Below are 17,807 nucleotides of genomic sequence, written 5' to 3' on the forward strand. Positions count from 1 at the left end.
TCGTGATCCTTAGAAAAGCTGGCCACGGATCATCGCGAGATGATCGGCAATGGGGCCAAGGGCGAGGCTGGGCAGGAAGGTGAGGCCGCCGATAATCAGCACGATGCCGACCAGCAGGCCCGTCCAGAGCGGCCCCGTCGTGGGAAAGCTTCCCGCGGTTTCCGGCGTGTATTTCTTCGCCGCCAGACTGCCCGCTATGGCCAGCATCGGAATGATGATGAAGAACCGCCCGATCCACATCGCGACCCCCAGCATGCCGTTGTAGAAGGGGGTGTTGGCGGTCAGGCCCGCAAAGGCCGAGCCGTTATTGCCGACGCCGGAGGTGAAGGCGTAAAGGATTTCGCTGAACCCATGCGGCCCCTTGTTGAGCGGCCCGGCAAGCCCTGCGGGCAGCACCGAGGCGATGGCGGTGAAGCCCAATATGATGAGCGGCAGCACGGCGATGGCGAGGACGGCGAGCTTGACTTCGCGGCTCTCGATCTTCTTGCCGACATATTCGGGCGTGCGACCGACCATCAGCCCAGCGACGAAGACGGCGAGGATGGCGAACAGCAGGAAGCCGTATATGCCCGCGCCCACGCCGCCGACGACGACCTCCCCCAACTGGATGTTGATGAGCGGGATCATGCCGCCCAGCGCGGTGAAGCTGTCATGCATGGCATTGACCGCGCCGCAGCTCGCGGCCGTGGTAACGACCGCGAAAAGGGCGGAGGGGGCGATTCCGAAGCGGACTTCCTTCCCCTCCATATTGCCGCCGGGGACGCCCAGATGGTGGAGGATGGGGTTGCCCGCCGCTTCCTGCCAGTAGGTTACGGTGACGCCGATCAGGAAGATGGTGAGCATCGCCGCCAGGATGGCCCAGCCCTGCCGGACGTTGCCGACCGCCTTGCCGAAGCAATAGGTCAGGCCGAAGCCGATCAGGAAGATCGACAGCATCTGCACGAAATTGGTGAGCCCGGTCGGATTTTCGAACGGGTGGGCGCTGTTGGCGTTGAAGAAACCGCCGCCATTGGTGCCCAGCATCTTGATCGCTTCCTGCGAGGCGACCGGGCCGAGGGCGAGGGTCTGCTTTGCTCCCTCCAGAGTTGTGAGGTCGACTGATCCCGCCAGCGTCTGCGGCACGCCGCTGGCGATCAGGAACAGCGCATAGACGATGCAGAGCGGCAGCAGCAGATAGAGCGTCACCCGCGTCATGTCGGCCCAGAAATTGCCGATGCCGGTCGTGCTGCGCCGGGCGAAGCCCCGGAACAGCGCGAAGGCGAGCGCGATGCCGGTCGCGGCCGAGAGGAAATTATGGATCGTCAGCCCCAGCATCTGGCTGAGGTTCGACAGGGTCGATTCCCCGGCATAGCTTTGCCAATTGGTGTTGGTGGTGAAGCTGACCGCCGTGTTGAAGGCGAGATGCGCGCCGACCGCGCCATCGCCCAGGGGATTGAAAGGCAGCGCGGCCTGCATCCGCAGCAGGGCATAGGTGAAAAGCAGCAGCGCCGTGTTGAAGATCAGCATATGCACCGCATAGCGGCGCCAGCCTTGCTCCTCTTCGGGATCGATGCCGGAGAGGCGGTAGAAGCCGCGCTCGATGGGTCCGAATATGGAATGAAGCGGCGTACGGCGTCCTTCATAGAGCGCGAACAGCCAGAGGCCGGCCGGCTTGACGAGGGCCAACAGGATGCCGGTGAAGGCGGCAATCAGCAGCCATCCCTGAAAGGTCATGGACAGCCTTTTCTAAAAGCGTTCAGGCCGCGCGAGCACGGCGATCAGATAGAGGAGAAGGCCAAGCATGGTCAGCGCGGCGAGCCAGAGATCGATGGTCATGACAGCCCCCCTCATGCCCGGTCGCAAAGCGCGGCATAGCCGAGGCTGGCCGTCAACAGGATGAGGATCAGGCCGATCCAGAAGATGTCCTGCATATGAAAACTCCCGCAGGCGAGGATGTCGCGCGGGGTGCGGGACGATTCGTCTGCCGCTCGTCAATTAGGGCAGCGGCGCGTTTGAATGCGAGAGACGGGGGATTGGTAAGCCATAGTATTTGCGTATGAATTGGGACTAGAGCAGAATCCTACCCGATTGCATCGGATCGGCTGCTCTAGACCTTTGTTTTGCCGCGTTTTCCGAGTCAGCAGATGATTGGCTTCGCCGAACTGCCGTTTCTATCTGCTTAGAAAACGCTCTAGAGATTTTGGCGTCCACCCCTTGAACCATTTGCATTTGTTAAGGCACTGAAACTGCAAGCCTGGGTTCAGGATCATTTCCCATGATTGGGACGTTTCATAAGGCCGATGAGATAAGGAACCCGATGACCGATACGCGCGCTCGCATCAACGCCATCGGCTGCGCCGTTCCCGAGCAGGACATGCACGCTCCCTTCATCCAATGGGCGGCCCGGCAACTGGACGATCCACGCCACCGCCAGCTTTTCCTGCGCATGGCCGAACGGTCGGGCATCGACCATCGCTGGTGCGTGCTGCCATCGACTGTCGAAGGCGGATCGCCGGTCGATCCGGGCGGTTTCTATGCCGGGGAGATGCCGCCGACTTCGCTCAGGATGCGGCGCTATGCCGATTATGCCCCGGCTTTGGCGCTGGAGGCGATCGCGCGGCTGAAGGAGCAGGTCGCGATCGACCGGATCAGCCATCTGGTGGTGGCGAGCTGCACCGGCTTCGTCGCGCCGGGCATCGACCAGATCATTGCCGAACGGCTGGGGCTGGAGAATGTCGAGCGGACATTGGTCGGCTTCATGGGCTGTTATGCGGCGGTCGCGGCCTTGCGCACGGCGCGGCATATCGTGCGGTCGGAGCCGGAGGCGCGGGTGCTGGTGGTGACGGTCGAGCTGTCCTCCCTCCATTTTCAGCCGGAGCGGCAGATCGAACGCCTGTTGATGATGCTCCAGTTCGCGGACGGCGCGGCGGCGGCTTTGGTGACGGCGGAGGGCGGCGGGGTGGCGATCGACCGGCCCTTTTCGTTCAACCTGACGGATTCGGCGGAGCTGATCCGCTGGGACATTGGCGACAGCGGTTTCGTGATGCATCTGTCGGGTGAGGTGCCCGGGCGTATCCAGGCGGCGCTTAGCGATCCGCAGATCAGGCAGCGTATGTGGGGGAGTGACGATCCCGGCCTGATCGACGATTGGGCCGTGCATGCGGGCGGTCGGTCGATCCTGGATGCGGTGGAGCATGGGCTTGGGCTGGACGAAACCGCGCTGGCGCCCTCGCGGCGCGTGCTGGCCCGTTTCGGCAACATGTCCTCGTCCACGCTGATGTTCATATTGGGCGACATGCTGAGCCAGGCGCGGCGCGGGGTGGCGCTGGCCTTTGGGCCGGGGCTGGCGGCGGAAGGATTCCGGTTCGAAGGGATCGCATGATGCGCAGCGTACCAGCGCTGATCGTCGGCGGCGGGCCAGCCGGTGCGGCGGCGGCGATCATGCTCGGGCGGGCGGGCGTGACGGCGCATCTGGTCGATCGGCATGCCGGGCCGCATGATAGCGTCTGCGGCGGCTTTCTGGGCTGGGATGCGCTGGCGGAACTGGATGTTCTGGGTGTTGACGTGGCGGCTTTGGGAGCGCGGCCGATCGAGCGGCTGCGACTGGTGGCGGGTGAGCATCGTGTCGAACTGGCGCTGCCGCATCGGGCCGCGGGGCTGTCACGGCGGGTGCTGGATGAAGCGCTGATCGGGCTGGCGGAGGATGCCGGCGCGGTTCTCATGCGGGGGCGGGCGGTGCGGGCCGCCGATCCGGCGGGCCGGTCCGTTCGCTTCGACGATGGCGAGCAATGGGCGGGCGAGGCCTTGTTCCTCGCGACCGGCAAGCATGAGTTGCGGGGGCTTGCGCGTGATCTTGGCGGGCGGAAGGAGGCGCCTTCGGCCGGCTTGCGGGCGGTGTTGCCCGCCAGTGCGGTCCGCTCGCGCGATCTGGCTGGAATGATCGAGCTGCATCTGTTCGATGGGGGATATGCGGGACTGCTGTTGCAGGAGGATGGAACCGCAAATCTCTGCCTGTCCGTCGACCGGGAGCGGTTGGGGCAAGGCGTGACGCCGCTGATGGCGCAGATCATGGCGGAGGCGCCATGTCTCGCTGAACGGATGGAGGGTGACATCCCCGCAAATTTCGAGGCGGTTGCCGGTGTACCCTATGGTTGGCGGGCGGACAGCACATTGCCCGGCATCTTCCGCATGGGCGATCAGGGGGCGGTGATCGCCTCTTTGGCGGGGGATGGGATTGCCATCGCGCTCAGCAGCGGGATGAGCGCGGCGCAGGCCTATCTCAGCGGCGGCCCCGACGCGGCGATAGACTGGCAAAGGGACATGCGCCGCCGGAGCCGCCGCCCGCTGGGCGTGGCCGAGGCGCTGCGCCATGGCGCGGCGGGGCCGGTGGGGCGAGGGTTGCTGATGCAATTGCTGCGCTGGATGCCGGGGCTTGGCGCGCAGGCCGCGCTGCTTACCCGCATATCCGCTCGACACACAGGCGGAAGGAAAAGCGGCGCACGATCCGCACGTCATCCGGGTTGATGCCCGCCTGCGGCAACAGCGCCTCCCAGTCGCCGGGCCGGAAGGCGCGAGCGATGGAGAGCTGGCCATCCTCCCGCACGATGCGGTGGACGCGCAGCAGACGGGCCAGCAGGGGAAAGCCCCAATAGGCAAAGCCATGACGATGCAGGTCGCAGATCAGCCAGCCCATGCGCGCATTCGCCTCCATATGGCGCAGGAAGGTCATCAGTTGCGCGTCGGTCATATGATGCGTCACCTGACTGGAAATGATGAAGTCGAACCGTTCCGGCTGGTCGAGATAATCCCCGGCGCGATAGTCGATGCGGAGGTCCGGCGGGGTGGCATGGCGGGCCGCTGCAAGGCTTTTCTCGTTGAGGTCGACGCCGATCAGTTCGGCCTCGATCCCCCGTTTCCTGGCCCAGCGGGCGATGGCGCGCAAAATGTCGCCGTCTCCGAAGCCCACGTCGAGCAGCCGGAAATGCCGGGCCGAGCCGATGGCGCGGTTGAGGAAGGCGATGGCGGGCCAGGCGGTGAAGGTCCAGCGATTGACCCGGGCGAGGTCGTGCAGCACGCGCTCATAGATGGCCGGGTCCAGCCCCGGCGCGTCCATCTGTTCTTCCTGCCGCGATCGGATTGAAAGGTCGGCCATGATGCACTCCCTTCTTTCCTATCCTCATAGCATGGCAGGCTTGTTATTCTCGTGCCCAAAGAGGTGACGCCATGGGATATTTTTCCGCGCTCCTGTTGCTGGCGGCCGGTGCGCCATCGGCGGGTGTAGAGGGCTATTGGCTGACCGACGACCGGAAGGGTGTGGTGCGGATCGCGCCCTGCGCAGGGCAGATGTGCGGGCGGATCGTGCGGGTACTCAATAAGGGGCCTGACGTGCCGACGACCGACATCAACAATCCCGATCCGAAATTGCGTGGGCAGCCGATCCTGGGTTTGCTGACCTTATGGGGTTTCAATCGGGCTGGCGCGGCATGGAAGGGCGGGCGGGCCTATGATCCCAAATCGGGGCGAAGTTATCGGGCGACATTGGGATTGAACCCGGACGGGTCGCTCAAGGTGACGGGGTGCGTGTTGTTCATCTGCCAGTCGCAGCGTTGGACGCGGGTGCAATAGAGCGATTTCCAAGCGATCTGAATTGATCGCTGGTTAAGAAATCGCGGTAAAACAAAGGAATAGAGCGGTTGATCTGATGCAATCAGATCGCAAACCGCTATAGCGGACCGGCCTTCTCCCACAGGAAAATCCCATAGCGCATCGCCCCGGTGCGAAGCGCAAGGATCAGGCGCGGCAAGCTGAGGATGAAGCTGCGGTTCCGCGTCCTGGGGCTGAGCGCCAGCCGGCGGAGGGCGGGATCGCTGATCATGGCTCCGGCGAAGCGTCGCAGGCAGATCGTCCAGGTGCGGCGGACGCGGGCGCTGGCATCCTCAGAGTCGCGCAGGGAAAAGCCGGCATCGGCGGCCATGTTCACATAATCCGCCCGGCTGCCCATGCCGGGCAGCCGTCCCTCGCGGCAAATGGGTTCGAGCAGATGGCGGATTTCCCAGGCGCGCGCGCCCTCTCCCTCCAGCCAGGCGCAGACCACCAGCCGCCCGCCGGGGCGCAGCACGCGCGCCGCTTGCGCGAAGAAGCGCGCCTTGTCGACCATATGTTCCGAGCTTTCAATGGCATAGGCGCGATCGAAGCTGGCGTCGGGCAGGTCGTTGTGGAGCCAGTCCCGGCGCAGGCAGGTGAAGCGCGGCGAGGGGCGGGCATTGGCGATTTTTTCCTGCGCGGCGGAAAGGGTAAGGCCAATGATGCCGACATCATGCCGCGCCGCAATCCGTGCAGCGGTCGCGCCATAGCCGCAGCCTATGTCGCACAGCGTCTGTCCCGGTTCCAGCGCCAGCCGCGCTTCGACTTCCGCGACAAGGGCATCGGCCGCCTCCGCCGGGCTTTCCCGGCCGGTCCGCCAATAGCCATGATGCACATGCTCGCCCCATATCCGCCGATAGGCAAGGTCCAGTTCGTCATAATGAACCGCAACGTCCGCCGCGGTCGGGGGAAGCTTCGGCACGATCATGCGGCTTTATCGGTCGATTGGCCTTCGGTGGCAAACGGTTTTGGTGATACCTGCTCCGGCTTGCGCAGGAGTATCGGCTCTCAACCCGCTGCCGCCAGCAACCTCGCGCTGAGCGTGGGCCACTCCGTCATGTCCCAGCCTTCGGGGGTTTCGCGGGTCATGATCTGGTCCGCGCCGAAGCAGTTGGAAAGGTCGATATCCTCGCCCTTTTCGAAGGCGCGGTCGGCCAGCGAATAAAAGGGGCGGACCACGGGCAGGGTCAGATCGTCCCTGTTCTGCTCGACCACGATCGCCAGCCGATGCGAGCGCAGTCGCACCAGCGATCCGATCGGATAGATGCCCACGGCCCGCTGGAACGCCTGGAAAATCTCCGGGTCGTAGAGCGTCTGCGCCTCGTCCAGCATCAGCAGGGCGCGGGACGGGTCTTCGCCATGGCGGTGGATGCGGTTGGAAGTCATTGCGTCATAAGTGTCGCAGATCGCCGCCATGCGCGCGAACAGCCCGATCTCCTCGCCCTTCAGCCCATGGGGATAGCCGCTGCCGTCCAGCCGCTCATGATGATGCAGGCAGACGTCCAGCACCGCCTCGGGCATTTCGCCGCCCAGCGCCAGAAATTCATGCGCCAGCGTGGTGTGGCTTTTCACCACCTCCCATTCTTCGGGGGTGAGCGGGCTGTCCTTGTCCCAGGTTTCCTGCGGCACATGGCCCATGCCGACGTCCATCAGCAACCCGGCGAGCCCGGCCTGCTGCACCTCCTCCGGGGAGAGGCGGAGCTGCTGGGCCAGGCTGATCATCAGCGCGCAAACCGACAGGGCGTGGAGATAGAGATATTCATTCGTATTCTTGAGCCGCGTCACCGCCATGAAAGCATGGGGATTGCGCTGGATGGAGCTGGAAATCTCCTCGATCATCGGTTCTAGCTTCTTGAGCTTGATCGCGTTGCCCAGGCGGGAATCGTCGAAGATCTTCTGCATCGCGCGCACGGATTTGCGGGCCAGGCGGTTCGCATGGACCATCTCGGCCTTGGCTGGCAGCCTGTCTTTCGACAGCGGGTCGAACGGACGGCTGACGGGGGCGGGCGCCGCGCGCCGGGCGATCGTGGCTCCGGCCCGGCCGAACGGACGATCACGCGGGTCCGGAGCGCGGGAAGGAGCAGGCTCTTCCTTCGGCTTCAGATCGACGCCGCGGGACGTGTCGATCTGGACCCATTCGACCTTGCTGGCCTTCAGCGTTTCCAACTGATCGGCATCCTCCAGCAACATCTTGCTTTTCCAGAAGGGATGGGAAAACCACGACCCTTCCATCTTGTGCAGGAACATGCCCAACTCGACGTCCTGGGTACGGATTCTTTTCAACATTTTGCGGCCCCGAATAGAGGCTGCATCTCGCCCCCAAAGCCTTGCAAAAAGGTTAAAACGGGATCGTCGCGGCCCTTATCGCCAGCCCAGGCCAAGCGCCTTTTGCAAGGCGATATAGTCCGCCGTCATGGCCGCCGTCCCCTGCGAGAGCGTCTGTGCCGCCGACAGGCTCTGCCGTTCCGCGTCGAGAAGCTGGATGCGGGTGGCGGCGCCCGCCTCGAAGCGCTGGCGCATCAGCGCGGCGGTGCGGTCGGCCGAAGCCTTGGACCGGGCCGCGCTGGCGACGCTCAGCCGCCGGGCGCCGAAGCGGGACAGGGCGTCCTCGCTGTCGCGCAGGGCGGTGAGGACGGCCTGGCGATATTGGGCTGCAGCTTCGTCCTGCGCGCCCTTCGCCTGCTCGACGCGGGCGGCGTTACGGCCGAAATCGAGGAAGCTCCAGCTCAGGCGGGGCATGGCGATGGCTGCCAGTTGGTCGAGATCGACCAGATCGCCGGGGTTGGTGCCGCCGATACCGATCAGGCCCATGAAGCTGAGGCTGGGGAAGCGCGCCGCCTCCGCCACGCCGATTTTGGCGGTGGCGGCGGCGAACTGGCGCTCCGCCGCGCGGACATCGGGGCGGCGTTTGAGCAGCGCGGCGGGATCACCCACCGCGACCTCCGCCGGCGGCAGCGGCACGGCAGCGGGCGCCGTCAGCATCGCGTCGAGCGCGCCGGGCGCTTCCCCGGCGAGCGTCGCCAGCGCGTTCAGATAGGCGTCGCGCTCGGCGCTAAGCGGCAGCAGGGCGGCTTCGCCCTGCTCCACTTGGTTGCGCTGCTGCTCCAGCTCCAGTGCGGAGGCGGTGCCCTGGGCGTGGCGCTGTTCGGTCAGGCGCAGCATCTCGCGCTGGCGGGTGAGCGCCTCCTGCTCCAAGACGATGCGCTGCTGGCGGTCGCGCAGATTGACATAGGCCTGCGCGATTTCGGCCGTCAGGCTGACCTGCGCGTCCGCGACATTGGCTTGCGCCGCGTCAAACTGGGCGCGTGCCGCCTCGACCCCCCGCCGTTTGCCGCCCCACAGGTCGACCTCCCAACTGGCGTCGAAGCCCAGATTGTAGAAGTTGAGCGACTGGCTGCCGCCGCCGGACTGGTCGCTCTCATCGGAATTGCCAAGGTCGACACCGGGCAGAGTCGCGTGGACAAAAAGGGCGGAGGCATTGGCGCTGGGAAGGGCATTGGCGCGTTCCGAACGCAGCGAGGCGCGAGCCTGCCGGACCCGTGCTTCGGCCACCGCCACGCCCGGATTGGCCGCGAGCGCGCGGGTCTCCAGCGCATCCAGCACCGGATCGCCCAAGGCCGTCCACCATGCGGCTGCGGCTGGCGCTTGGGCGCGGGTGTCGTCGGGTGCCCGCGCGAATTGCGCGCCGGGGCTGACCGGCTTGGACGTTTCCGGTCCGCGATAATCCGGCCCGGCGGTGCAGGCGGCCAGGCTAAGCAGGGGGAAGGCAATCAAGGGGAAACGCATGGAAACCGGCCTCAATGCATCGCGACGGCTTGCCCATGGGGCAAGGGACGCAGGAACAGGACCAGCGGCAGCACGGCAATGATGCCGACCGCCAGCATCGTGAAAATATCGTTATAGGTCATCACCAGCGCCTCTTTCTGGATCGTGCCCGCCAACGACCGAAGGGCGGCTTCATGACCGCCCAGCGAATGACTGAGCCCGCCGATATAGTCCTGCACCTGGCCGCTATTGGCGCTCAGGCTTTCTTCCATGCGCCGGCTATGGAACCAGGTTCGCTGGTCCTGAATGGTGGCGATGCCCGCCAGCGCCAGCGATCCGCCCAGATTGCGGACCGCGTTGAACAGTCCGGCGGCGTCGCCCGCATCCTCACGCGGGACGGAAGCGATGGCGGCCTGATTGAGGAAGAGGAAGCCGAACACGCTGCCGACCCCGCGCAGCAATTGCGATTCGATGAAATCATGGCCGACCGCCTGGTTGGTCAGCACCGTGTCGATCCAGCAGCTCGTCGCCATGACGAGCAGCCCGGCGCCGACCGCGATGCGGATGTCCAGATGCCGGATCAGCAGCGGCGTCAGCGGCATCAGCATCAGGCTGGGAATGCCCGACAGCAGGACGATCCGGCCCGATTGCAGCGCGTCATAACCGGCGATCGCGGCCAGGAACTGCGGAATGACGAAGGCGGTGCCATAGAGCATCATGCCGATCACCAGCCCCATCATCGCGACCGCGCCGAACTGGCGGTCGAGCAGAAGCTTCAGCCGGATGACCGGCCTTTTCGCGAAATATTGGCCGGCGAACAACAGGATGAAGCCGATGCCCGAGACGATCGACATCAGGACGATTTCCCGGCTCTGGAACCATTGTTCGCGCTGCCCTTCCTCCAGCACGATGGTGAGGCCGCCCAGCCCCAGCGCCATGCCTGCAATGCCCAGCCAGTCGGCCTGCCAGAATTCGCTCAGCAGCGGCTTTTGATGCGGCATCGTCACCAGCAGCAGGGTGATCAGGATGATGCCCACCGGAAGGTTCAGGAAGAAGGCATAGTGCCAGCTTATATTCTCCGTCAGCCACCCGCCGACCAGCGGGCCCAGGACCGGACCAAGGATCGCGGTGACGCCGAACAGCGCATTGCCGATCGGCTGCTGCGAACGGGGCAGGCGCGTGGCGATGATCGTCATCGCCGTCGGGATCAGCGCGCCGCCGGTAAAGCCCTGGCCGACGCGGCCGATGATCATGGTGGTCAGATTGTCGGCCACGCCGCACAGCATCGAAAAGCCGGTGAACAGAAAAGCCGCGGCCAGCAGCAGGGTACGCAGCCCCAGCAGCCGTTCCAGCCACGCCGCCAGCGGGATGATGATGATTTCCGCGACCAGATAGGATGTCGCGATCCAGGTTCCCTCCGTGCCGCTGGCACCGATTTCGCCCTGGATCGTGGGCAGGGCCGAATTGACGATGGAAATATCAAGCGTCGCCATCATCGCGCCCAGGCTGCCCGCCGCGACCGCCAGCCAGGCGGCGGTGTCGGCGCGTTCCGGCATGGATGCCGGGGCCGAAGAGGCGGTAGCGGTCATTGGCCGATCCGCGCGTTATGCCGCTCCTGCTCCCGGCGGATTTGCGCCGCGGCGTCCTTGGCCGAACGGGTGTCGACGGACACTTCGACCGACATGCCGGGGACCAGCAGCTTGCGGGTTTCAGGGCCGGCGCTGACGGCGATGCGAACGGGGATGCGTTGGACGATCTTGGTGAAATTCCCCGTGGCGTTTTGGGGCGGCAGGACGGAGAATTGCGCGCCGGTGCCGGGCGCGATGCTCGCCACCCGGCCGGGCAGATCGACGCCGGGCAGCGCGTCCACCTCGATCCTCACGGGCTGGCCGACGCGCATCAGGCCTAACTGCGTTTCCTTGAAATTCGCCTCGACATAGAGGCTGGCCTTGGGAACCAGCGTCATCAGGCGGGCCGCCGCCTGCACGAACTGACCCTGCCGCACGCTCCTGTCACCGATCCGCCCATCGACGGCGGCGCGTAATATGGTGGCCTCCACGTCGGTATTGGCGGCGGATAGTTGGGCGCGCGCGGCCTCTCCCTGCGCCTGCGCTTGCCTGACCTGCGCTTCCAATGTGGCGACCCGCTTCTGCGCGCTGGCCAGCGTCGCCTGGGCGGCGGCAGCCCTGGCTCTCGCCTGCACCGCTAGATTTTGAAGCTCCGACAAGCGCTCGCGGGTTTCGGCGCCGCTGGCCGCCAGCGGGCGATAGCGCTCCACTTCGCTCGCGGCGAAGGCGGCGTTGGCCTTGGCGGCGCTCAACTCTGCGTCCGCCTGGTCGATGGCGGCGCGCTGCTCAGCGATCTGGGCTGTCACCCCGGCGACATTGGCCTTGGCCACGTCGATCTGCGCCACGGACTGGGCCGCCTGCGCCCGATAATCGCGCGGGTCGATCTGCACCAGCGGCTGCCCGGCCTTCACATCCTGATTCTCATCGACGAAGACGCGGTCGACATAGCCCGAAACCTTCGGCGCGACGGTGATCGAATCGGTCTGGATATAGGCGTCGTTGGTCGATTCCTGAAATTTGCCGAAGCTTTCGAAGCGGATGAACCACAGCACGCCGCCAACGATCAGCGCCAACGCCCCCAGCAACAGGATCAGGCGGACGCGCGGGTTTTTGAGCGGGGAGGAACGGCGCTGGCCCGAGTCGTCGGCATATGCGGAGGAAGAGGCCATATCGTCTGAACTCATGAAAAAACCGCTGATCTCAATCCTGCTTCCTATGCTCGCTCTTGCACTATGGCGCAATACCATTTATTGAGGAACCTCATGGATATCTCCGACGAGCAGCTACTGACGGACCTGTTTCGCGTCATCACGCTGATGCGCCGTTTCTTCGACCGGGCGATGACGGAGCAGGGCGCTTCGCTGGCGCAGACAAAGGTTCTGATGTGCATAAAGGAGCTGCCGGGAACGGCGCGGGCGGCGGATATTGCCGAAATAATGGGGATTGCGCCGCGAACGGTGACGGAGGCGCTGGACGGGCTGGAGCGCGATGGGCTGATTCAACGGATGCCGGATAGGGAAGATCGGCGGGTCAAGCGGCTGACCATCACCCCCGCAGGGGAGGCCGCGGTGGCCGTGACTGAACCCCTGCGCCGTCAGCTCGGGGCACAGGCATTGGGCGCCTTGAACGCGTCCGAGCGGGAGCATTTTCATGCTGCGCTGCAAAAATTGCTGAAGAGGATGGCGAACGGCTGACCTTTTGATTCGCGCCATTTTCTCTGTTATTATCGCCCGGTCGACCGGCATAAGCCCGGCGGCAGGGGAGTGTGTGATGGAGCGTATGCATTACAGCATGTGTCAATGCAGCATCGGGCTGCTGACCTTGTGCAGCGCGTCGGCCTTGGCGTTGACCGGCACGCTTTACCTCCTGCTCAACTGATTCGCTCTTGCCACGAGCGTCCGAATGGGCGCGCCGCATCCGTTGAACGCGGCACGCCCTGTAAGAATCAATCCTTTTCGATCTGGCTCACATCGCGCACCGCACCGCGCGCGGCATTGGTCGTGAGCGCCGCATAGGCGCGCAGCGCGGGGGAGACGTTGCGCTTGCGGCCGAGCGGCTTCCAGGCCTTGACGCCGCGTGCTTCCATCTCCGCCTTGCGCGTCGCGATGACCGCGTCGTCCAGGTCCAGCTTGATGACGCGGTTGGGGATGTCGATGACGATCGGGTCGCCTGTCGCAACCAGCGCGATCAGTCCGCCTTCCGCCGCTTCGGGCGAGACATGGCCGATGGAAAGGCCCGACGTGCCGCCCGAAAAGCGCCCGTCGGTGATCAGCGCGCAGGCTTTGCCCAGCCCCTTCGACTTGAGATAACTGGTAGGGTAGAGCATTTCCTGCATGCCGGGGCCGCCCTTCGGCCCTTCATAGCGGATGACGACGACGTCGCCCGCCTTGACCTCATTGCCCAATATGCCCGCGACCGCCGCGTCCTGGCTTTCATAGACGCGGGCCGTGCCGTGGAAGGTCAGGATCGATTCGTCCACGCCAGCCGTCTTCACGATGCAGCCTTCGGGCGCGATATTGCCGTACAGAACCGCGAGGCCGCCATCCTTGGAGAAGGGGTGCTCCGCGCTGCGGATGACGCCGTTTTCGCGGTCGGTGTCCAGTTCCTCCCAACGGGCATTCTGGCTGAACGCCTGGGTGGTGCGGACGCCGCCGGGGGCCGCGCGGAAGAAATTGCGGACCTCTTCGCTATTGGTGCGGCCAATGTCCCAGCGGTTGAGCGCGTCGCCCAGCGTTGGCGCATGAACGGTCGGCAGGCTGGCGTCGATCAGGTCGGCGCGCTCCAGCTCGCCCAGGATCGACATGATACCGCCGGCGCGGTGGACATCCTCCATATGGACGTCCTGCTTGGCGGGCGCGACCTTGCAGAGGCAGGGGACGCGGCGCGACAGCCGGTCGATGTCCGCCATGGTGAAGTCCACCCCGCCTTCATAGGCGGCGGCCAACAGGTGCAGCACTGTGTTGGTCGAACCGCCCATGGCGATATCGAGGCTCATGGCGTTTTCGAACGCGGCAAAGCTGGCGATGTTGCGGGGAAGGGCGGAGGCGTCTTCCTGTTCATACCAGCGCTTAGCGAGGTCGACGATGGTGCGGCCCGCCTCCAGGAACAGCTTTTCGCGGTCGGCATGGGTGGCCAGCGTCGAGCCATTGCCCGGCAGCGACAGGCCCAAAGCTTCGGTCAGGCAGTTCATCGAGTTGGCGGTGAACATGCCCGAGCAGCTGCCGCAGGTCGGGCAGGCGGCCTGCTCGATCGTCTTCACTTCCTCGTCGGTGTAATTTTCGTCCGCCGCGACGACCATGGCGTCGACCAGATCGAGCGCGACCGTCTTGCCGCGCAGCACGGTCTTGCCCGCTTCCATCGGCCCGCCGGACACGAAGATGGTCGGGATGTTGAGCCGCATGGAGGCCATCAACATGCCGGGCGTGATCTTGTCGCAGTTGGAAATGCACAGCAGCGCGTCGGCGCAATGGGCATTGACCATATATTCGACGCTGTCCGCGATCAGATCGCGGCTGGGCAGCGAATAGAGCATGCCGTCATGGCCCATGGCGATGCCGTCGTCGACCGCGATGGTGTTGAATTCCTTGGCGACGCCGCCTGCCGCCTCGATCTCGCGAGCGACGAGCTGGCCGAGATCTTTCAGATGCACATGCCCCGGCACGAATTGGGTGAAGCTGTTGGCGATGGCGATGATCGGCTTGCCGAAATCCTCGTCCTTCATGCCGGTGGCGCGCCACAGGCCGCGCGCGCCCGCCATGTTGCGGCCATGGGTGCTGGTGCGTGAACGATAATGGGGCATGATATTTCCTCAATTCCTCTCGGAAGCTCTCTACGCTTTTGCACGCAGGTTGTGAAATATATTGAAAGCGTTCAATAAGGTCGTATTACGAATAAGTGATGGACCTGCGGCAACTCAATCACTTCCTTGCCGTCGCGGAGGAATTGCATTTCGGTCGGGCTGCGGAACGGCTGGGCATGACGCAGCCGCCGCTCAGCCAGTCGATCATGGCGCTGGAACGCGAACTGGGGGCGCCGCTCTTTACGCGGACCAAGCGCCATGTCGCGCTCACCTCTTTTGGCGAGCAATGGCTGGCGCATGTCCGCCCGGCGGTGGGTGCGATCGCGGACCTCGCCCCCATGGCGCGGCGCCTGCGGGAAGGGACGGCGGGACGGCTGGCGCTGTCCTTCGTCAGTTCCGCCGATTACAGCATCCTGCCGTCGCTGGTCCGGCGCTATTCCATCGCCTTTCCCGATGTCGAGATGACATTGGCCGAGGCCACCAGCGATGTTCAGATCGAGGCGCTGGTCGAAGGGCGGATCGATGCCGGTATCCTGATCCCTCCGGCTTCGGGCCTGCCGTCGGTGATCGATTACCGGCCGCTGCTCCGGGAGCCTTTGGTCGCGGCCGTGCCGGAAGCCTGGGTCGCGGAGGGAGTCCTCGACATGGAACAGGGCAAGCTGGCGGGCGAAAGCTGGCTGGACCAGCCGCTGCTGCTCTTTCCGCGCCATGTATCTCCGACTTTTCACGACCTGGTTCTCGACCATTATCGGGCCAAGGGGCGGACACCGCATATCCGCCAGCGGGCGATCCAGATGCAGACCATCATCAGCCTGGTTTCGGCGGAAATGGGCATGGCGCTGGTGCCGGCCTCGCTCCAGAATCTGGCGCGGACCGGCGTGCGTTACCTGCCGCTGGCCGACGCCGTGCCGGTTCTGGAAACCGGGCTGGCCTGGCGTCGCGCGGATGAGGAGCCGACGCTGCGCGCGCTTTTACGGATCGCCTTGAAAGCGTGATCCCGCGCCGGCGGAAATCCAACTCCCCTAAGTCGCTCCGGGTGGAGCGCTCAGGGGATGGATTGCCTTAGGCGCAGCTTGGTGCCCCGCCTTTACGGGCATGACATGGATGTCAGCGCACCACGGCCCGCGTGTACAAATGCCAGGTCGCATATCCCAGCACCGGCAGCACCACCGCAAGACCCACCAGCGCGGGGAGCGAGCCAAGCACCAGCAACGCCACGACGATCAGACCCCAGGCCGCGACCGTCACCGGATTATGCCAAGCCACACGACAGGATGTCCGCAGCGCGACACCCCAACTGACCGGCTTGTCGACCGCCATGGGGAAGGAGACGACGCTGACTGCCAGCGTCAGCAGGGCAAAGCAGAAGCCCGCCAGATTGCCGAGCACGATCATCTGCAAGCCTTCGGACGTGCCGAACACCGCGGAGAAGAAAGCGCCCACGGAGGCGGTCGACCCGGGTATATTTTCCAGCGTCACATGATAGATGAACCAGGCCGTCGCCATCCATGCCATGAACAGCAACGCCAGCACGCAGGTCAGGTCGAACAGGGCAGAGCCGCCCGGTTTGCGGATCACGTCCAGGAAATGGCGCCAGCGGGCATCCAGTCCCGCCTCGCGTCGCCGGGCCAGTTCGTAGAAACCACTGGCGAAAGCCGGTCCCAGCAGGATCGCACCGGCCACCAGGGGAAAGATCAGCGGCAGGATCGACATCTGGCCGGCCGACATAATCGCCAGCGCGACGATGACCGGATAGATGAAGCCGATGAACACCAGATCGCCCCTCTTGGCGAGGAAATCGTCCCAGCCCTGACGCAGGGCGATACGCAGATCGTCGAAACCGATAGTGCGGATGGAAATATCTTGCCCCGCGGACGCCGCCTGGGACGGGTGAGCAATTGCCATGGTTCGCCCTCCTGACCGAACGCCATAATGCGCTTTGCTCTGCTTTGGTCCTCTGTCGGGACATGCGCGCCTTTTCGGGGCGAGCATCTCTCGGCATGAGGGAGCGCCTCATGGCCAATGATGTCATCCTACACCGGGAATGCGGGGGCCGCCAGCCCTTTGATGTCAGGACCGTGTCTCGCATGAAACTGAGCAACATCCGGGATATATTGGCGGTTGCCGAAGCCGCAAGCTCGGCATCACGCAGCCATCGATGAGCCGCAGCATTCGCGACACTGAAAGCGAACTCGGCGTGTCACTGTTCACCCGCCATGGCCATGGCGTGACCTTGACGCGCATGGGCCAGGTCTTCGTGCAGCATGCGACGGCCATCCAGTCCGAAATCCGTCATATTTTCGAAGCGATCGAACAGGAGAAGGGCGAGGCGACCGGCCAGATTTCGGTGGCGATGTCGACTGCGGCAACGATCGCGCTGATGCCCACGATGTTGCGCACATTTCAGGCGGAATATCCGAAGATTGTTTTGAAATTCGCCGAGAGCCTGCTTTTCGCTCCGATCGAACCTCAAATACTGTCGGGCGAAATCGACTTCTATGTTGGCCCGGTCCATGATTTTCCGGTCAAGTCGCCGCTTTTGATCGAGAAGCTGTTCGATAATCGCTTCGACCTTATAGGCCGAAAGGGGCATCCGCTGGCCAATGCGAAGACGCTGCACGAAATGAAGGATGCCCGTTGGATTCGTCCCCTGTTCGCGGATCACCGGAAAAATCCGGAATTTGACGCGATGTTCGCCCGGCCGGAGCTGCCGTTGCCGGAAATCGCCGTCCACATGCATTCCTGCGCTTCAAGGCATCCCTGAATTTGCTGCCCGAATAGCTGCCATCATCAAACAGGTGGCGTAGCCAAGGGAAGCGTCTCAAGGTCTCTGCGTGCACCGATCTTCGGGAAACGATGCCAAGCATGCACAATTGCGGCATTGATTTTAACATAATCCTTATTATCGAACTATCGGATTGTAAGCGGTGGATTCTAAATCGAAGTGCGAAATCCTAGGGTTTATAAGGGTTTGATCCCTTTTCCAGGAAGGCACGCGATGAACGGCTATCAGCATTTGGGTTTGGATGAGCGGCGGGATATCTATCGGCTGA

16 protein-coding genes and 1 pseudogene are annotated in these 17,807 nt (G+C 64.4%); 6 read left to right on the top strand and 11 right to left on the bottom strand.

Annotation, left to right across the window (positions count from 1 at the left end):
- Nucleotides 1-9: 9 nt before the first annotated feature.
- Nucleotides 10-1,713, bottom strand: coding sequence for a potassium-transporting ATPase subunit KdpA (kdpA, locus tag HHL26_RS02865; protein WP_066562442.1), 1,704 nt, complete (start codon nucleotides 1,711-1,713; stop codon nucleotides 10-12).
- A gap of 12 nt (nucleotides 1,714-1,725) precedes the next feature.
- Nucleotides 1,726-1,815 carry a potassium-transporting ATPase subunit F gene (locus tag HHL26_RS02870; RefSeq protein WP_066562443.1) on the bottom strand — a complete coding sequence of 30 codons (90 nt, stop codon included), beginning with the start codon at nucleotides 1,813-1,815 and terminating at the stop codon, nucleotides 1,726-1,728.
- A 481-nt stretch (nucleotides 1,816-2,296) separates the two neighbouring features.
- On the opposite strand from HHL26_RS02870, the gene HHL26_RS02875 reads away from it, so the two are divergent.
- Both HHL26_RS02875 and HHL26_RS02880 read left to right on the top strand, forming a co-directional pair.
- Nucleotides 2,297-3,361 carry a type III polyketide synthase gene (locus HHL26_RS02875; protein WP_066563794.1) on the top strand — a complete coding sequence of 355 codons (1,065 nt, stop codon included), beginning with the start codon at nucleotides 2,297-2,299 and terminating at the stop codon, nucleotides 3,359-3,361.
- Nucleotides 3,358-4,503, top strand: coding sequence for an FAD-dependent monooxygenase (locus tag HHL26_RS02880; protein WP_082749001.1), 1,146 nt, complete (start codon nucleotides 3,358-3,360; stop codon nucleotides 4,501-4,503). Before HHL26_RS02875 ends, HHL26_RS02880 begins: the two co-directional genes overlap by 4 nt.
- Here HHL26_RS02880 and HHL26_RS02885 read toward each other — a convergent pair.
- Nucleotides 4,433-5,131, bottom strand: coding sequence for a methyltransferase domain-containing protein (locus HHL26_RS02885; protein WP_066562445.1), 699 nt, complete (start codon nucleotides 5,129-5,131; stop codon nucleotides 4,433-4,435). The two genes, HHL26_RS02880 and HHL26_RS02885, sit on opposite strands and share 71 nt — an antisense overlap.
- Before the next feature lie 71 nt (nucleotides 5,132-5,202).
- Here HHL26_RS02885 and HHL26_RS02890 point away from each other — a divergent pair, with 71 nt between their 5' ends.
- Nucleotides 5,203-5,604 (top strand): DUF2147 domain-containing protein, encoded by a 402-nt coding sequence (locus tag HHL26_RS02890; protein ID WP_066562447.1) that lies wholly within the window; start codon nucleotides 5,203-5,205, stop codon nucleotides 5,602-5,604.
- Between the two features lie 97 nt (nucleotides 5,605-5,701).
- Here HHL26_RS02890 and HHL26_RS02895 read toward each other — a convergent pair whose 3' ends face one another.
- The 5 genes from HHL26_RS02895 to HHL26_RS02915 all read right to left on the bottom strand — a co-directional run bounded on the left by HHL26_RS02895 (nucleotide 5,702) and on the right by HHL26_RS02915 (nucleotide 12,124).
- Entirely contained in the window at nucleotides 5,702-6,550 is an 849-nt protein-coding gene (locus tag HHL26_RS02895) for a class I SAM-dependent methyltransferase (protein ID WP_066562449.1), read from the bottom strand.
- An 80-nt stretch (nucleotides 6,551-6,630) separates the two neighbouring features.
- The gene (locus tag HHL26_RS02900; RefSeq protein WP_066562451.1) at nucleotides 6,631-7,908 is read right to left on the bottom strand and encodes an HD-GYP domain-containing protein; all 1,278 of its coding nucleotides are present in this window, start codon (nucleotides 7,906-7,908) and stop codon (nucleotides 6,631-6,633) included.
- Between the two features lie 75 nt (nucleotides 7,909-7,983).
- The gene (locus HHL26_RS02905; protein WP_066562453.1) at nucleotides 7,984-9,408 is read right to left on the bottom strand and encodes an efflux transporter outer membrane subunit; all 1,425 of its coding nucleotides are present in this window, start codon (nucleotides 9,406-9,408) and stop codon (nucleotides 7,984-7,986) included.
- Nucleotides 9,409-9,419: 11 nt separating this feature from the next.
- On the bottom strand, nucleotides 9,420-10,976 hold the full coding sequence (locus HHL26_RS02910) for a DHA2 family efflux MFS transporter permease subunit (RefSeq protein WP_066562455.1): 1,557 nt from the start codon (nucleotides 10,974-10,976) through the stop codon (nucleotides 9,420-9,422).
- Nucleotides 10,973-12,124 carry an HlyD family secretion protein gene (locus HHL26_RS02915; protein ID WP_066562457.1) on the bottom strand — a complete coding sequence of 384 codons (1,152 nt, stop codon included), beginning with the start codon at nucleotides 12,122-12,124 and terminating at the stop codon, nucleotides 10,973-10,975. Before HHL26_RS02915 ends, HHL26_RS02910 begins: the two co-directional genes overlap by 4 nt.
- A gap of 93 nt (nucleotides 12,125-12,217) precedes the next feature.
- Here HHL26_RS02915 and HHL26_RS02920 point away from each other — a divergent pair, with 93 nt between their 5' ends.
- On the top strand, nucleotides 12,218-12,649 hold the full coding sequence (locus HHL26_RS02920) for a MarR family transcriptional regulator (protein WP_066562459.1): 432 nt from the start codon (nucleotides 12,218-12,220) through the stop codon (nucleotides 12,647-12,649).
- Between the two features lie 251 nt (nucleotides 12,650-12,900).
- Here HHL26_RS02920 and ilvD read toward each other — a convergent pair whose 3' ends face one another.
- Nucleotides 12,901-14,754 (bottom strand): dihydroxy-acid dehydratase, encoded by a 1,854-nt coding sequence (gene ilvD, locus HHL26_RS02930; RefSeq protein ID WP_066562463.1) that lies wholly within the window; start codon nucleotides 14,752-14,754, stop codon nucleotides 12,901-12,903.
- A 98-nt stretch (nucleotides 14,755-14,852) separates the two neighbouring features.
- Here ilvD and HHL26_RS02935 point away from each other — a divergent pair, with 98 nt between their 5' ends.
- A complete protein-coding gene (locus HHL26_RS02935) occupies nucleotides 14,853-15,749 on the top strand; it encodes a LysR family transcriptional regulator (RefSeq protein ID WP_066562465.1) in 897 nt (298 codons plus the stop codon).
- A gap of 112 nt (nucleotides 15,750-15,861) precedes the next feature.
- Here the strand turns inward: HHL26_RS02935 and HHL26_RS02940 are convergent, their stop codons facing one another.
- The gene (locus tag HHL26_RS02940; protein WP_066562467.1) at nucleotides 15,862-16,659 is read right to left on the bottom strand and encodes a DUF2189 domain-containing protein; all 798 of its coding nucleotides are present in this window, start codon (nucleotides 16,657-16,659) and stop codon (nucleotides 15,862-15,864) included.
- A 238-nt stretch (nucleotides 16,660-16,897) separates the two neighbouring features.
- Between HHL26_RS02940 and HHL26_RS02945 the strand changes: the two genes are divergently transcribed.
- Entirely contained in the window at nucleotides 16,898-17,518 is a 621-nt protein-coding gene (locus HHL26_RS02945; protein ID WP_257721827.1) for a LysR substrate-binding domain-containing protein, read from the top strand.
- On the opposite strand, the pseudogene HHL26_RS24170 reads toward HHL26_RS02945, so the two are convergent.
- Nucleotides 17,499-17,594, bottom strand: a pseudogene (locus HHL26_RS24170) (IS5/IS1182 family transposase); the annotation flags it as partial. The gene HHL26_RS02945 and the pseudogene HHL26_RS24170 sit on opposite strands and share 20 nt — an antisense overlap.
- Between the last annotated feature and the right edge of the window lie 213 nt (nucleotides 17,595-17,807).

It is taken from the genome of Sphingobium sp. TB-6, assembly GCF_012927365.1.
Lineage (GTDB): Bacteria > Pseudomonadota > Alphaproteobacteria > Sphingomonadales > Sphingomonadaceae > Sphingobium.